This is a genomic window from Bradyrhizobium japonicum USDA 6 (assembly GCF_000284375.1).
Taxonomy (GTDB): domain Bacteria; phylum Pseudomonadota; class Alphaproteobacteria; order Rhizobiales; family Xanthobacteraceae; genus Bradyrhizobium; species Bradyrhizobium japonicum.
This window is the reverse complement of record NC_017249.1, coordinates 5,200,002-5,215,065: the sequence shown is the minus strand read 5'-3', so window position 1 is coordinate 5,215,065 and position 15,064 is coordinate 5,200,002. Positions and strand designations below refer to the sequence as shown.

The 15,064-nt window shown below is 64.3% G+C and carries 17 protein-coding genes; 12 read left to right on the top strand and 5 right to left on the bottom strand.

Features of this window, described 5'->3' with window-relative positions; translation table 11 throughout:
* Positions 1–53: 53 nt before the first annotated feature.
* Positions 54–866, bottom strand: a complete 813-nt coding sequence (locus BJ6T_RS24690) for a Spy/CpxP family protein refolding chaperone (protein ID WP_014495212.1) — start codon at positions 864–866, stop codon at positions 54–56.
* A 484-nt stretch (positions 867–1,350) separates the two neighbouring features.
* Between BJ6T_RS24690 and BJ6T_RS24685 the strand changes: the two genes are divergently transcribed.
* The 6 genes from BJ6T_RS24685 (at position 1,351) to BJ6T_RS47400 (ending at position 7,495) form a co-directional block, all read left to right on the top strand.
* The gene (locus tag BJ6T_RS24685; RefSeq protein WP_014495211.1) at positions 1,351–2,691 is read left to right on the top strand and encodes an ABC transporter substrate-binding protein; all 1,341 of its coding nucleotides are present in this window, start codon (positions 1,351–1,353) and stop codon (positions 2,689–2,691) included.
* A gap of 131 nt (positions 2,692–2,822) precedes the next feature.
* Positions 2,823–3,761 carry a carbohydrate ABC transporter permease gene (locus BJ6T_RS24680; RefSeq protein WP_014495210.1) on the top strand — a complete coding sequence of 313 codons (939 nt, stop codon included), beginning with the start codon at positions 2,823–2,825 and terminating at the stop codon, positions 3,759–3,761.
* The gene (locus tag BJ6T_RS24675) at positions 3,761–4,672 is read left to right on the top strand and encodes a carbohydrate ABC transporter permease (protein ID WP_014495209.1); all 912 of its coding nucleotides are present in this window, start codon (positions 3,761–3,763) and stop codon (positions 4,670–4,672) included. Before BJ6T_RS24680 ends, BJ6T_RS24675 begins: the two co-directional genes overlap by 1 nt.
* A gap of 20 nt (positions 4,673–4,692) precedes the next feature.
* The gene (locus BJ6T_RS24670) at positions 4,693–5,793 is read left to right on the top strand and encodes an ABC transporter ATP-binding protein (RefSeq protein ID WP_014495208.1); all 1,101 of its coding nucleotides are present in this window, start codon (positions 4,693–4,695) and stop codon (positions 5,791–5,793) included.
* 34 nt (positions 5,794–5,827) lie between these two features.
* Positions 5,828–6,817 carry a hydroxyacid dehydrogenase gene (locus tag BJ6T_RS24665; protein WP_014495207.1) on the top strand — a complete coding sequence of 330 codons (990 nt, stop codon included), beginning with the start codon at positions 5,828–5,830 and terminating at the stop codon, positions 6,815–6,817.
* A gap of 168 nt (positions 6,818–6,985) precedes the next feature.
* Complete coding sequence (locus tag BJ6T_RS47400) at positions 6,986–7,495, top strand: hypothetical protein (protein WP_014495206.1); 510 nt, start codon at positions 6,986–6,988, stop codon at positions 7,493–7,495.
* Here the strand turns inward: BJ6T_RS47400 and BJ6T_RS24655 are convergent.
* Positions 7,492–7,995 (bottom strand): DUF1993 domain-containing protein, encoded by a 504-nt coding sequence (locus BJ6T_RS24655; protein ID WP_028169505.1) that lies wholly within the window; start codon positions 7,993–7,995, stop codon positions 7,492–7,494. The two genes, BJ6T_RS47400 and BJ6T_RS24655, sit on opposite strands and share 4 nt — an antisense overlap.
* 113 nt (positions 7,996–8,108) lie before the next feature.
* Between BJ6T_RS24655 and BJ6T_RS24650 the strand changes: the two genes are divergently transcribed.
* The 3 genes from BJ6T_RS24650 (at position 8,109) to BJ6T_RS24640 (ending at position 10,592) form a co-directional block, all read left to right on the top strand.
* Positions 8,109–8,891, top strand: a complete 783-nt coding sequence (locus BJ6T_RS24650) for a transporter substrate-binding domain-containing protein (protein WP_028169504.1) — start codon at positions 8,109–8,111, stop codon at positions 8,889–8,891.
* A 265-nt stretch (positions 8,892–9,156) separates the two neighbouring features.
* A complete protein-coding gene (locus BJ6T_RS24645) occupies positions 9,157–10,050 on the top strand; it encodes a DUF2147 domain-containing protein (RefSeq protein WP_014495203.1) in 894 nt (297 codons plus the stop codon).
* Between the two features lie 185 nt (positions 10,051–10,235).
* Positions 10,236–10,592, top strand: coding sequence for a hypothetical protein (locus tag BJ6T_RS24640; protein ID WP_028169502.1), 357 nt, complete (start codon positions 10,236–10,238; stop codon positions 10,590–10,592).
* A 139-nt stretch (positions 10,593–10,731) separates the two neighbouring features.
* On the opposite strand, the gene BJ6T_RS24635 is transcribed toward BJ6T_RS24640, so the two are convergent.
* Together BJ6T_RS24635 and BJ6T_RS24630 are read right to left on the bottom strand one after the other, a co-directional pair.
* Entirely contained in the window at positions 10,732–11,136 is a 405-nt protein-coding gene (locus BJ6T_RS24635) for a (R)-mandelonitrile lyase (protein ID WP_014495201.1), read from the bottom strand.
* Positions 11,137–11,154: 18 nt separating this feature from the next.
* Positions 11,155–11,853: a ribonuclease activity regulator RraA gene (locus BJ6T_RS24630; RefSeq protein WP_014495200.1), complete on the bottom strand. Its 699-nt coding sequence runs from the start codon at positions 11,851–11,853 to the stop codon at positions 11,155–11,157.
* Between the two features lie 258 nt (positions 11,854–12,111).
* Between BJ6T_RS24630 and pxpB the strand changes: the two genes are divergently transcribed.
* Genes pxpB through BJ6T_RS24615 form a run of 3 tightly spaced genes read left to right on the top strand, consistent with a single transcriptional unit; the run spans position 12,112 to position 14,680 of the window.
* Positions 12,112–12,843: a 5-oxoprolinase subunit PxpB gene (pxpB, locus tag BJ6T_RS24625; protein ID WP_014495199.1), complete on the top strand. Its 732-nt coding sequence runs from the start codon at positions 12,112–12,114 to the stop codon at positions 12,841–12,843.
* Positions 12,840–13,877 carry a 5-oxoprolinase subunit C family protein gene (locus BJ6T_RS24620; protein WP_014495198.1) on the top strand — a complete coding sequence of 346 codons (1,038 nt, stop codon included), beginning with the start codon at positions 12,840–12,842 and terminating at the stop codon, positions 13,875–13,877. Before pxpB ends, BJ6T_RS24620 begins: the two co-directional genes overlap by 4 nt.
* Positions 13,878–13,909: 32 nt before the next feature.
* Positions 13,910–14,680 carry a LamB/YcsF family protein gene (locus tag BJ6T_RS24615; RefSeq protein ID WP_014495197.1) on the top strand — a complete coding sequence of 257 codons (771 nt, stop codon included), beginning with the start codon at positions 13,910–13,912 and terminating at the stop codon, positions 14,678–14,680.
* Here BJ6T_RS24615 and BJ6T_RS45880 read toward each other — a convergent pair whose 3' ends face one another.
* Positions 14,681–14,833: a hypothetical protein gene (locus tag BJ6T_RS45880; RefSeq protein ID WP_014495196.1), complete on the bottom strand. Its 153-nt coding sequence runs from the start codon at positions 14,831–14,833 to the stop codon at positions 14,681–14,683.
* Between the last annotated feature and the right edge of the window lie 231 nt (positions 14,834–15,064).

Below are 15,064 nucleotides of genomic sequence, written 5' to 3'. Positions count from 1 at the left end.
GAATTCGTGGCGGGCGCCGTTAATTCAGACGCCCGCAATCGGATTCAACTTGATTAATCCAGCCCGCGCTCGTGGCTGAGGCGCACCATCTCCTGGATGAAGACCTCCTTCTGCTTGTCGTCGAGGCTCGAATAAAGCGGCTCGGCGGCATCGGCGACGTTGCGCTGGTCGGCGGCGCGGTCGATCAGGAATTGCGACTCGTTGCGCATCTGCTCGATGATGTCGTCAGGCGGATCCCGCTTGGCGCGGGCGATCCGCAGGTTGAGCCGCTCCGCGCCATTATGCCCCAGATAGTGCATGGCGCTCGAGAAGCCGAACCAGTGCTTCTCCTGATCGGGCGTCAGGTTCAACTCGGTCTTGATCCGCTCGATATAGGAATCGCTGTTGGCGACGATCTGCTCGGCGGTCTGTTGCGGCGCGCCGGGCTGGGTGAGGACGGTGACGTCCTTATTGTCCTTGTTGTCTTTGTTGTCCTTGTTGTCTTGCGGCGCGTTCTTGGCTTCCTTGCTCGCCTTGGCTGCCTTGCCTGCCTTGGCGGTCTCCTTGGTGCTCTTGGCATCCTTGTCCTTGGCGGCGCCCGGCTGCTTGGAATCCTTGCTCGCGTCCTTGGCGGCCGGAGCCGGCTGGTTGTTGTTACCGACGCCGAGCACGCCGGTGAAGACACCGACCACGCCGCCGATCGCACCGCCCAGCACGCCACCAACCGGTCCGGCCGCCTTGTTGCCGGCCGCGGCCCCATCCTGAACGCCCTTGACCAGGCCTTGCGCCTGCGCCACCGCGGCGGCGCCGAGCAGCACCGCGAGCACGGAGCCCAGCGCGAACCATCGCCGCAGGTGAAGCCGCGCAGGCGGCGCCGGGTTGATCATTCTGGTCTCCATCGTCGATCCGATTGTCCTGTCCGGGCGGGGGCCACCCGCCGGTTGCAACTCTATCGTTTTCGCCGCTTCGCGGTCCAGCCGCAGCCAATTGCTGTCCACGCCCGAAAACTGTTTGGCGCGAAGCGGTTATGAAGGCTTATTCGAAACTGCGGCGTAATTGCGCACGAGATGTCCCGCGCTCCTTGCCCCGAAGTGTGCGTCGCAAAATGCGCCTCCGAGGTTTACCTCCGGTGCGCGTCGCGAGACGGAGTTGCCGCGTTCCCGGGCGCAACGTTAGTTCTAGACGGCGAGCCGTTCGGCTTCCTCGACAGACGCGATCAATCATGATCTGATCGCGCTACCAATTTGCTGCGCTTCGCGCGCTTTCACGGCGAGGCGCTAGCACCAAGAAACGCGAACAAACAATCAAAAACAAAACTCGGAATGCCAGAGGAAACGCGAGAACGATAAAACATCCAGGTGAGGAAACGAGATGTCACGCAAGACACTGACGCGACGTCAATTTGTAGCTGCCACTGCAATGTCCTCCGCGGCGCTGATCACAGCGCCCTATGTCCGCGGCGCTTACGCCGCCGGCAAACTCTCCATCGGCCTCTGGGACCACTGGGTGCCCGGCGCCAACGACTCCTCCAGGGCTCTCGTCAACGAGTGGGCCGCAAAGGAGAAGGTCGAGGTTTCCATCGACTACATCACCAGCAACAACAAGAAGATCGAGTTGACCGTTGCAGCCGAAGCGCAGGCGAAGTCCGGTCACGATATTCTTCAGATGTACACCTGGTGGCCGCACGCCTATTCCGAACAGCTCGAGCCCGTGAACGACGTTGTGGAGCCGGCGATCAAGCAGAACGGTGAAGTGAACGGCACCGTGAAATATCTCGGACAGGCGGCCGGCAAATGGCTTGCCGTCCCCGCCACCCCCGGGAGCCAGATCAAGGGGCCTTGCACCCGCATTGATCTGATGAAGAAGTACGCGGGTATCGATGTTCAGGAATTGTACCCCGCGGGCGCACCGCCGAAAGCGGACAGCTGGACCATGGAGACATTCCTCAAGGCCGCCGAAGCTTGTCAGAAGGGCGGCTTCGCCTTCGGCATCGGCCTCGGCGAAACCACCGACAGTGTCGACACGGCGGGTGCGATCTTCCAGTCGTTCGGCGCCGAACTCGTCAACGCCAAGGGCGAGCCCACGGTAAAGACCGATCAGGTCCGTCAGGCGCTCGAATATTACAAGAAGCTGATCGCGTTTCTGCCACCGGACGCACCATCCTGGGATGACGCCTCGAACAACAAATGGCTGATCTCTGGCCGGGGCGCCCTCATCATGAATCCGCCAAGCGCCTGGGCGGTGGCCAAGCGCGACGCACCGCAGGTCGCCGAGCAATGCTGGACGCACGGCTTCCCGGCCGGCCCGAAAGGCCGCTTTGCGCCCTATCTGCCGTACTACTGGGGCCTCTGGAACTTCTCCAAGAACAAGGAAGCGGCCAAGAGCCTGCTCACCCATTTGTCGCAGGCGTCGTCGATCGAGAAGTTCGTCTCTGCCAGCGGCGGCTACGACCTGCCCGCCTATGCGAACATGACCACGTTGAAGACGTGGGCCGAGGTAGAGCCGCCGAAAGGAACGCTCTATCACTATCCCAACCCCCACAATCATCAGACGCTGTCGATTGCGGCCTCTCCTGCACCGCCAAAGATCGCCCAGCAGATCTACGCACAGGCGGTCCTGACCAAGATGGCGCTCCGCTTTGCGCAGGGAGAGAAGATGGAGACCACGCTCGCCTGGGCCGAGGGCGAGTGCGAAGGCTTCATGCGAACCTGAACCGGGATGTGCAACGGCTGTTCACGCCTCCGGCGTGAGCGGCCAGCACAATCCGCCGTTCGATGTTGATCCGATGAAGCCGACCGAGCGGCCGGCTTCGCGAACAGACATTCTGAAAGGAAGGTTCGGTCATGGCTGATGTCGTCGTTCAGCACGCTCGCGCCGCTCGCACGACGAGCGCACGCAAGGGAGGGAGCCTGCACAATGCGTTGAGGCGAAAATCGACCGTGGCGTTTTTCCTGACGCTGCCGCTGATCCTGCTGATTGCGTTGCTCGTGCTCTATCCTGCCCTCTACTCGGCTCACCTGTCGACGCTGAACAAGTCGATGCAGAAGTTCGTCGGCTTCGGCAATTTCACCTTCCTGTTCAAGCGCGAAACGTTCTGGATGGTGGTGAAGCAATCCTGCATCTTCGCGATTACGGCCGTCATCTTTAAAGCGCTGATCGGCTTCATCGTCGCGCACTTCGTTCACAATATTCCCGCCAAGGGGCAGCGCAAATGGCGCGGTATGTTGCTGGTGCCCTGGGTCATTCCGCCAGCAATGAGCACGCTGGCCTGGCTCTGGCTGTTCGACCCCTCCTACAGCGCGTTCAACTACACGCTCTCCTTCTTCGGCATCGGTCCCATTCCCTGGCTTGGCGACGCCGCCTGGGCGCGCTTCTCCGTCATTCTCGTCAATGTCTGGTATGGCGCGCCGTTCTTCATGATCATGTACCTGGCGGCGCTGAAATCGGTGCCCGATCAGCTCTACGAGGCGGCCGCGATCGACGGCGCCAATTGGTGGCAGCGCATCTGGTACGTGACGCTGCCGATGATGCGCAACATCATTGCGATCACGACGCTGTTCTCGCTGATCGTCACCTTCGCCAACTTCGATATCGTGCGCATCCTGACCTCGGGGGGCCCGCTCGACCAGACCCAGATCTTTGCAACCTACGCGTTCCGGGTCGGCATCGAGAGCAGCGACATACCGCTCGGCGCCAGCGTCTCGCTCTTCATGGTCCCAATCCTCGCCGTCGCGGCCATCTTCATCCTGCGCGACGTCTCCAAACGCGGGAATGAAGCCTGATGAGCACAGTCGCAATCGACAAGGCCGGCCCCCGGCGCAAGGTCAAATACGGCAGCATGAGCCGCGACCGCACCTGGGCGCTGCGTTGGTCCTATTTCTTCCTGGTGCTGTTTGCGATCTTCTCGTTGACGCCGCCGCTCTACATGCTGATCACTTCGCTGAAGACGAGCGCAGAAATCTCGGCGGCCACCAACCCCTGGTGGGTTTTCCATCCAACGCTCTCGAACTACGTCGAGTTGCTGACATCCAACCAGTTCCTCCGTTTCTTCTGGAATTCGGCGATGGTGTCGATCGTGGTGGTGATCGTCACCATGGTGATCAGCATCCCTGCTGCATTTGCGCTGGCGCGGATGAAGTTCTGGGGCTCGGCGACGCTGGCGACCGGGGTCTTCCTGACCTACCTCGTCCCGGACAGCCTACTGTTCATCCCGCTCTTCAAGGTATTTGCGACCGTTCAGGAGTGGACCGGGATCCCCCTGCTCAACCGATGGTACGTACTGCTGTTCATCTACCCGACCCTGACCGTGCCGTTCTGCACGTGGATCATGATCGGCTACTTCGCCTCGATCCCTAAGGAGCTCGACGAGGCCGCCATCATCGACGGTGCTTCCTGGCTCCAGACCCTGACGCGGATATTCATTCCCGTCGCGCTGCCCGGGCTGATCGCCGCGACCATCTTCGCCTTCACCGTCTCCTGGGCCCAGTTCCTCTATCCCCTCGTGTTCACGACGTCGGTGGACCAGTTCGTGCTGCCGGTCGGCATCACCACCACGCTGATCAAGGGCGACGTCTTCAACTGGGGGCAGATCATGACCGGCGCTCTGCTCGGCGCAGCTCCGCCGCTGGTCATCTACGCCTTCCTGATGGACTACTACATCGCCGGCCTGACCGCCGGTGCGACAAAGGGTTGATATCGAGAGGTTGAAGTTTCATGGCTGACGTTACGTTGCGGAAGGTGATCAAGCGTTACGATGATGTCGAAGCCGTGCGCGGCATCGATCTCGATATCGCAGACCATGAGTTCATCGTACTCGTCGGCCCCTCCGGCTGCGGCAAGTCGACGACGCTGCGCATGATTGCAGGCCTCGAGGACATCAGCGACGGCGACATCATGATCGGCGGCGACGTCGTCAACGACGTGCCGCCCAAGGACCGCGACATCGCGATGGTGTTCCAGAACTACGCGCTCTACCCGCACATGACGGTCGCCGAGAACATGTCGTTCGGGCTGCGCCTGAAGCACTATCCCAAGGCCGAGATCAAGGCGCGCGTGACGGAAGCCGCCCGGCTCCTCGACATCACCGACCTGATCGACCGCAAGCCGAAGCAGCTCTCCGGCGGTCAGCGCCAGCGCGTCGCGATGGGCCGTGCCATCGTGCGCAATCCGAAAGTGTTCCTGTTCGACGAGCCGCTGTCCAATCTCGACGCCAAGCTGCGCGTGCAGATGCGGATCGAGATCAAGAAGGTGCACCAGAAGGTGCGCACCACCACGGTCTACGTCACTCACGACCAGGTCGAGGCGATGACGCTGGCTGACCGCGTCGTTGTGATGAACAAGGGCCGCATCGAGCAGATCGGCACGCCCAACGAGCTCTACCACAAGCCTGCGACGCGCTTCGTCGCCGGTTTCATCGGCTCGCCCGCGATGAATTTCATCCCGTGCCGGCTGGAGGATGTCGGCGGCGCGCTCCAGATCCGTTTGACCGACCGCATCGCCTTTGCGCTGCCGCCGGCCCGCGCCGCGCGCTACAACGCGCTGCCGCGCACCGACAAGCTGCTGCTCGGCCTCCGGCCCGAGCACCTCACCGAGTCGCATGCCCATCTCGGGCCGGGCGTCGAGACTTTCGACACCGTGCTCGACGTCACCGAGCCGATGGGGATGGAGACCCTGGTCTATTTCGGCCTCGACGGCACGCCGGTCTGCGGCCGCGTCGATCCCAACGCCGGCGCCAAGGACGGGGCACCCATGCGTTTGGCGATGGACCTCAACAATATGCACCTGCTAAACGAAGACACCGGCGTCGTGTTGTGACGCAGGTCCAAGAAATGCGAGCAGGCAGGGAGCGATGGCGACCAACAAGAAGAAGATCTTCGTTACACAAACTTTGTCGCAAGAGGCCCGCGCCCTCCTCACCCAGCGAGACGATATCGAGCTCGTCGAATTTGCAAACCTGATCTCGGCGAAGGATTTTGAGGCACTGCTGAAGAGCCATGCCCCGGTCCATGGCGTGGCGCTCGGCGCCACCGCCTTCGGCGAGACCGAGCTCGAGGCGTCCCGCGACATGAAAGTGGTGACGCGGATCGGCGTCGGCTATGACGCCGTCGACGTCCCCGCCCTCTCCCGCCGCAAGGTGCCGCTGATGGTCGCGGGCAGCGCCAACTCGCCCTCGGTCGCCGAGCAGGCGCTGTTCATGATGCTGACGCTGGCCAAGCGCGCGCAGGAGATGCATGCCTGCGTCAAGGACGGCAAATGGGCCGACCGGCTCGGCATGCTGCCGTTCGATCTCTACGGCAAGACCGTGCTCGTCATCGGCTTCGGCCGCATCGGCACACGCACCGCCAAGCGCTGCCTGGCGATGGAAATGAAGGTGCAGGTCTACGATCCATACAAGCCTGCCGCCGAGATCAAGGCCGCTGGCTGCGAGCCCGTCGCCGATCTCGACGCAGCGCTGCCCAACGCCGACTTCGTCACCATCCACTGCCCGAAGACGCCGGAGACCGTCGGCCTGTTCGATGCGGCGCGGATCGGCCGGATGAAGCCGAAATCCTATCTCATCAACACCGCACGCGGCGGCATCGTGAAGGAAGCCGCGCTGTACGACGCCCTGGTCTCCGGCAGGATTGCCGGTGCCGGGATCGACGTGTTCGAGGTGGAGCCGCCGCCGATCAGCAACGCGCTGTTCGCGCTGCCCAACGTCATCATGGCCCCGCACGTCGCCGGTGTCACCGTCGAGGCGGTGAGCCGCATGAGCGAGCAGACAGCTCGCAATATCCTGAGTGTGCTGGACGGCGATCCCATCCGGCAGAACATCATCAACCAGGACGTGCTCGGCTGAGCCGTCCTCCAGGCGGGCGGTTATCCGCCCGCCTCTGGAACGCCAGAATGCGTCCCATTTTGGTGCAGATCGAGCCCCAACTCAGCCTTAATCAAACCCGCGTAATAAGTCCGGCCGCGGCGGCAGTGGGACAGACTTGCCGGCCGCGTCGAGCTGGAGGATGGACCCTTGTCAGAGATCGACCCGACCGACCATGCGCTGGCCACCATCGCCAGCATTTTGGAGCACCCCGAGCCCGCCCTCGTCGTCCGCGAGACCGAGACCGAAATGGTGGTCGCCGGTGAGCAGGTCGTCGCCGACGAGCATCCTATCACCGACGAGCATCCTGTCGCCGACGAGCATGCGGTGGTCGACGAGCACGAGCATCCCGTGGTCGAGGAGCAGCCCCTGGTGCCGGAGCACACCGATGCCGACGGCTACAGCAAGGTCGGTCCGGGGCCGATGGTGGCGATCCGCCTGAAATGGACGGTCCATCGCGGCGATGACGACCAGTTCTACGTCCACGAGACCATCGGCGAGCAGTCCGCGCCCGTGGTCAGCGGCCCGATGACGAGCGAAGCCGCGGTGCATTTCGTCGACGCGCACGAGGATGAGGCACATCGGCGCTTCGAGGAGCTGCGCAGCGAGATCGCCGGCCGCAGCTCGCTCGCCGATTACGAGCGCAAGGGCGAAGCCTAGCGCTCGCGGGGGCCGAGAAAATCCCGCTTCACGAGCTCGACGCCGGCATGCCGGAGCAAGTCGTAGGACGTCGTGACGTGAAAGAAGAATTGCGGGACGCTGAACGTCAGCAGCAGCGTCCGCCCGGTGAAGGGCAGCTCGGTCCCGTTTTTCAGCCTGAAGAAGACATTCCGTTCCACCGCGCTGTCGATCTCGGCGCGCGACAGGCTTTCGATGAACTCGATTGACGTCGCAATGCGCGCCTGAAGCCCGGCGATGTCGTGCTCCAGCGCCGGCAGCGCCACCGGCTCTTGGTCGGCCAGCAAGGCCGGCGCGACCGTGGCATGGCGGCACGCCTCCCCTATCTGCTGCGCCAGATCGTACATGTTCGGCGCCATGCGCATGCCGAGCAGGACGGCCGGATTGAACTTCCGGCTTTCGGCATAGGCGACGCCCTTGTCCAGCAGTGCCGACAGGTTGCGTAGATACGGCACGAAGACGCCGACCGAGGCGTCATACATCGAGATCGTCACCCAAAATTCCCTTCAATTCCGCCTCGCCAGCGACGGGCATCTGGTCTAAATCCAAATTTCAAGAGCTGCACAATGACAGCTCGGGCATGGGTGGAAAAGAGATGATCGTTCGAATCGTGGCGGCTTTGGCCGTGGTCCTGCTGGCGAACTTTTCGGCATATGCGCAGCAGCCGGCGCCGTCGCGCCTCGACGAGATCGTCAAGCGCGGCACTTTGCGCGTCGGCATGACCGGTGACTACAAGCCTTTCACCTACCTGGACAAGGCGACGCAGCAGTTCAGCGGCTTCGACGTCGACATGGCGGAGGCACTCGGCAAGGCGCTCGGCGTCAAGGTCGAATTCGTGCCGACGGCCTGGCCGAAGCTCATGAAGGACTTCGAGGCCGACCAGTTCGACATCGCCATGGGCGGCGTCTCGGTCACGCTCGACCGGCAGAAGAAGGGCTTCTTCTCGATGCCGATCATGCGCGAAGGCAAGACGCCGATCGCGCGCTGCGCCGACGTCGGCAAGTACCAGACCATCTCCGATATCGACAAGAAGGGCACCCGCGTCATCGTCAATCCGGGCGGCACCAACGAGCGGTTCGCGCGCGCCAACATCAAGGATGCCGAGATCAACGTCTTCTCCGACAACACCGTGATCTTCGACGAGATCGCCAAGGGCAACGCCGATTTGATGATGACGGACGCTTCCGAGACCCGCTACCAGCAGAAGCAGCATTCCGGCGTGCTCTGCGCGGTGCATCCCGAAAAGCCGTTCGACTTCTCGGAGAAGGCCTACTGGCTCCAGCGCGACATGGCGCTGAAGGCTTTCGTCGACCAATGGCTGCACATCTCGATGGAGGACGGCAGCTACAGGAAGATCTACGCCGCCTGGTTCGACTAGAGCGTTTTCGGGCGTAGCGGGCAGCGGTTCGCGTAAGGAAGACGGAATCTAGAGAATCTAGAGCCTCGTTACGATCCCATCGGAACGGCGCTCCCGGCCGCGTCCTCCTGTCGCTAGTCTCGGCCAAATTGAGGGCAGGTTCCGGGCTTATTGAACCCGGCACCGCCGGACCACGACTCATACGGTGACAGTGATCTAGATCACTTTTTGCGATCGAACCGGCGCGTAAGCGTTGGTGCGGGGACCAGCTGTTCAGGAGACGGAAATGAGGAAGCTGTTGGCCACGGCCGCATTCCTTTTGGCGAGCACCGCTGCGCAAGCGCAGTACACTTTCGAATATGGCGGGCGCACCATCCGCATCGATCCGGACCGCGGCACGGTGCAGATCCCCGGCGTCTACGACAACACCGGCCAGGGCAAGGCGAAAAAAGCCAAGAAGAACGAGACGAGCCCGGGCCAGCAGGCGCCGCAACAGGCCAAGGTTGATCCGCAACCGCAGGCCGCTCCGGCACCAGCTCCCGCCCCTGTCGTGGCGCCGCCCGCAACCGAACAGGCGCCGGCCGCTGCAGCGCCGCCGCCGGTTCCGCCCCCGCCCGCTCCGCCGCCGTCCGCAACCGCCAGCAACGCGCCGGCCGAAACGGCCGTCTTGCCGCCACCCGCACCGCCTCCGGCGCCCGCTCCGGTCGAGGAGCAGGCAGCGCCCGCCGTGGCACCGCCGCCGGCCCCGACTGTGGCTGCTGCCCCCCCGGCGCCGCGTCCAGCCCCCGCTCCGGCGCCGGCTGCCGCACCCGTTCAGGCCGCCGCCGTCGCTCCCCCGGCTCCCGCAGGCGCGCCCGCGCGCGATCTCAATTCACCGCTCGGCATCTGGCTCACCGAGGAAAAGGAAGGCAAGGTCCGCATCGAGCAATGCGGCAGCAATCTCTGCGGCTATTCGGTCGACAGCAAATCGAACCAGAACGGCGAACAGGTCCTCATCAACATGAAGCCCGCCAAGGACCAGAACAAGGATCAGAAATGGTCCGGCCGCATCCTCGATCCCAACACCGGCTCGACCTACGATTCCACGATCGCAATGAAGGGCACCGACCGCCTGCGCGTGCAGGGCTGCGCCTTCGGCGGCATGTTCTGCGGCGGCCAGACCTGGACGCGCGTGAACTGAGTCCGGCTTCGACGCTCGAACTGAACAAGGGGCCCGCGATCCGGGCCCCTTTGCTTTTGTCCGCGATCTCGTTGCGGGGTGCGCCACCTCACAGAGCCCCGTGCGCACGTGACAGCCCTCACAACGCGGGTTCGGGTTCCGCGCTCATGCCACGATCCCCCCATGGTCAACCAACGGGGCGTGTCATTAACGGATTTCGCAAAGGTCTCTTCGCCAGCATTGTCGCCATCGCCATCCCGCTGACCCAGGCGAGCGCAGCGACAAGCACTTTCGACGGCACATGGAATGTCCACATCTCGTCATCGACCGAGACCTGCGGCAACGGCGCAACGGTCTCGATCGGCATCAACAACGGTCAGATCGCATCGAGCAGCGCTGCGGTGTCAGCATCCGGCCGCGTGGCCGATGCCGGCAGCATCAACGTCACCTTGAGCAACGGGATCAAACGCGCCGTCGGCTTCGGCCGGCTCAGCGGCACTTCAGGCTCCGGCACATGGCGCGGCCCCCTGTGCACGGGCACGTGGACGGCGGAGCGGATGTAGTTCTGTGTCCCGGACGCGCTGCAGCGCGAAGCGTTGCTGCGCAGAGCCGGGACCCGAGATCTTGTTCTGCGGAAACTTCCGGGCCCCGGATCAGCAACGCAGCGCTTACGCGCTGCATTGCATCCGGGGCATGGGGAGATTAGCCGAGCGCCGCGCCGTACTCCGCGTCGGTCACCGGCTCCAGCCAGGTCGAATAGACACCGTCGAGCGCTTCCTGCATGGCGATGTGGCACATGCTGTTGTTCGGCGAGGCGCCGTGCCAGTGCAGTTCACCCGGCGGGATCCAGACGGTGTCACCGGGACGGATCTCCTTGACAGGGCCACCCTTGGTCTGGACGCGGCCGACGCCCGAAATCACGTAGAGCGTCTGCCCAAGCGGATGGTGGTGCCAGTTGGTACGCGCGCCCGGCTCAAAGGTGACGCGCGAGCAGTTCAGCCGCGCCGGCGCCGGCGCCATGATCACGGGGTCCTGCAACACGGTGCCCGTAAAATTTTCCTTGGGCGCGCGGCGGGTCGGCCGCGTGCCTGCGACGGTGATTTCCATGGGATACCTCGTTTCCTGTTACTTCTTGCTGGCGGCGTAGCGCGCCTTGGTTTCGGCGTTCATGGGATAGAGGCCCGGCAGCACCGCGCCGTTGTTCACCTCGTTGACGATCCAGGCTTCCATCCGCTCCTGCTCGACGCCCTCATTGAGCACGTGATCGAGCATCGCCTGCGGGATCAGCACGCAGCCGTCCTGGTCGGCAACCACGATGTCGTTCGGGAACACCGCAACGCCGCCGCAGCCGATCGGCTCGCCCCAGCCGACGAAGGTGAGGCCCGCAACCGACGGCGGCGCGGCATAGCCGTCGCACCACACCGGAAGATTGGTGCCGAGCACGCCCTCGACGTCCCGCACCACGCCGTCGGTGACGAGCGCAGTGACGCCGCGTTTCATCATGCGGGCGCAGAGGATGTCGCCGAAGATGCCGGCATCGGTGATGCCCATGGCATCGACCACGGCAATGCAGCCGTCCGGCATCGCCTCGATCGCGGTGCGGGTCGAGATCGGCGACGACCAGGATTCCGGCGTCGCCAGATCCTCGCGGGCCGGCACGAAGCGCAGCGTGAAGGCGGGCCCGACCAGGCGCGGCAGGCCCGGGCGCAGCGGACGCGCACCGCGCATCCAGACGTTGCGCAGGCCCTTCTTCAGCAGGACCGTGGTGATGGTGGCAGTGGTGATGCCGGCGAGGGTCTTGCGGGCTTCGAGGGACAGCGACATGGACGAGAACGAGCTCCGGATGGGCGGGAAAGAACGCGCGCATCTTGCGAGCCGCAGCCCTTGCGTCAAGGGCCAAAGAGCCAGCAAGAACGCAGGGCCGCCGGGCTGTTATGCGACGCGATAACAACGCTTTATCGTTTCCCCTTGCATTAATTTATTGGACTTGCGGGCGCATTTACGCGAAGCAGGGAAATGCGGAACTCAAGGCTGAGCCCGCATTTCCTGAGAAGCCCGATTTCGACAGCCCTTCGACAGCTCATGGCCGCGACGCTTCCCCCGCCCCGCCTTCTGCCCAGTGGCGACAGCGCCGTCACGGTCGAATTCAGCCGTACCATCGACGACGCCGCCAACGAGCGCGTGCTCGCGCTCGACAAGGCGCTCGCAGCAAGCCCCATCGACGGCATCACCGAGACCGTGCCGACCTATCGCTCGCTGCTGGTGCATTACGATCCCGGCAAGATCGGCTTCGACGCGCTCGGCGAAAAGCTGCTCGCGCTCGCCAGCCAGCCGCTGCCGCCGGCCACGAAGGCACGGCGCTGGCGCATTCCCGTCGCCTATGGCGGCGAACACGGCATCGACCTCGAGGATGTCGCCAAGGCGCTGAACACCACGCCCGACGACATCGTCGCCCGTCACGTCGCCGGCGACTACCGCGTTGCCATGATCGGTTTCACCCCGGGCTGGTCGTATCTCAGCGGCCTCGACAAATCCCTGCACATGTCGCGGCGGCAGAGCCCGCGGCTGTTCACGCCCGCCGGCACGATCTCGATCGGGGGCATCCAGGCCGGGATCCAGTGCCTGGCTGCGCCGAGCGGCTGGCATCTGCTCGGCCGCACGCCTGTCAGAACCTATCAACTCCACCGGAATCCGACCTTTCTCACCGAACCCGGTGATCGCGTGACGTTTTTCGCCATCGACCACAAGACTTTCGAGGAACAGGATCGCGCCGCCGAGGCTGGCGAGATCATCGCCGAGCAGGTGGTCGCATGAGCCGGCTCGTGATGGCCAGCATCGGTCCCGCAAGCTCCGTCCAGGACGGCGGCCGCCACGGCGCGCAGCGCTACGGCCTGACGGTCAGCGGCGCGATGGACCGTCTGTCGCTGGCGGCAGCGAACACGCTGGTCGGCAACGAGCCGTTCGCGGCCGGGGTCGAGATCGGCCCCTTCGGCGCCACGTTCACCGCCAAAGACGGCGCCGCGCGCGTCGCTATATCAGGCGCGCCGCGCAATGCGGACGTCGCCGGTAAGCCGGTGGCCATGGACACCTCGGTGACGCTCAAGGACGGCGAGACGCTGACACTGGGCTTTGCCCGCGGCGGCGCGTTCACTTATCTGGCGATCGAAGGCGGGATCAAAGGCGAACTGGTGTTCGGCAGTCTTGCGGTGAACGCCCGCGCGGGCCTCGGCAGCCCCTATCCGCGCCCGCTCCAGGCCGGCGATGAATTGACAGTCGACGCAGCAAGCGGCGCGCCCGAGCTGCGCATCGAGCTGCCGAAGCCTGCAACAGGCCCGATCCGCGTCCTGCTGGGACCGCAGGACGACGAGTTCGACGACGCCAACAAGGCGCTGTTCCTCGATAGCGAGTGGAAGATCTCGGCGACCTCCGACCGCATGGGCTACCGGCTCGAGGGCCCCGCGATCAAGCATCTGCATGGCCACAACATCGTCTCCGACGGCACCGTCAACGGCAGCATCCAGGTGCCCGGCAACGGCTCGCCGATCGCGCTGATGATGGATCGCGGCACGTCCGGCGGCTATCCGAAGATCGCAACCGTGATCACGGCCGATGTCGGCCGCCTCGCGCAGACCTCGGCGGGAACCGCGTTCCGCTTCCTCGAGGTCACCATGGCCGAGGCGCAGGAGGAGGCGCGCAAGTTCGCGCAACTCATCCGCAACCTGCCCGATCGCCTCCGCTCTTCCGATACCGTCGAGCTGAACATCGAGGCGCTCAGTGATGCTAATGTCGCGGGCTATGCGGTGAGCGCAATGGATGCCGGGACCTGGCAGGTCACGGCGGAGCCGTAAGCCACAAGCCGACCAGAGGCGGAGACCACCCCATGAAGACGATCGATCTCAATTGCGACCTTGGCGAGGGTTTTGGCGCGTGGGAGATGGGCAACGACGCCGCCATGATCGACCTCGCCAGCTCGGTCAACGTCGCCTGCGGCTTCCATGCTGGCGACCCCGACATCATGCGCCGGACGGTCGAGCTCGCCAAGGCGCGCGGCGTCTCGGTCGGCGCCCATCCGGGCTACCGCGACCTGCACGGTTTCGGCCGCCATCCGATCGCGGGCCTGAAGGCCTCCGAGATCGAGAACCTCGTCGCCTACCAGATCGGCGCGTTGCAGGCGATCGCGACCGCGGCCGGCCACAAGGTCACGCATGTGAAGGCGCATGGCGCGCTTTCCAACGTCGCCTGCGAGGACGACATGACGGCCAAGGCGATCGCCGCCGGCATTAGGGCGGTCGATCCCAATCTCATCTTCGTTGTGCTCGCCAATTCGAAGCTGGTGAAGGCCGGCGAAGAGGCCAATCTGCCGATGGTGCACGAGGTGTTCGCCGACCGCGCCTATGAGGACGACGGCAATCTCGTCTCGCGCAAGAAGCCCGGCGCGGTGCTGCACGACGCCAAGGCGATCGCCGATCGCGTGGTGCGCATGGTGCAGGATGGCGCGGTGGTCTCGGTGACGGGCAAGGTGATCAAGATGCGCACGGACACGGTCTGCATCCACGGCGACACGCACGGCGCGGTCGACATCGCGCGCACGCTGCGTCAGGCGTTGAAGGATGCGGGGATCGAGGTCGCGCCGTTCAAGCGCGGGGCGTGATCAGAACGGGTGCACCGAGAGCGTGCCGAACACGATCGCCGCGATGACCGCGAAGGCGCTGTAGAGCCCAACGTGATGCATGCTCGCCCCGGTCCGACGCGAGAGCGAGCGCGCGTAGAAGTGCAGCCTGGCTTCCGCCGATAGTTCGCGCATGGTCGATCTCCAACGCCCCATTTGCGGGAGTATGAAGGATCAACCCTGGCGGGAGGCAAGATGGCGGCGAAAATAGCGATGGAGGTTCTCTGAAGGCGCCCCGTCGCAGGTGCAAATTCTCTTCACCCGAGGGTTCCGAGAATCTTATTCGTTAAGATCCGAGCGAGCTGGAACCGGCCCGGATGACGGTGGGATGACAGTCGGGCGAAGGCATTCAGACCCCATCCTAAC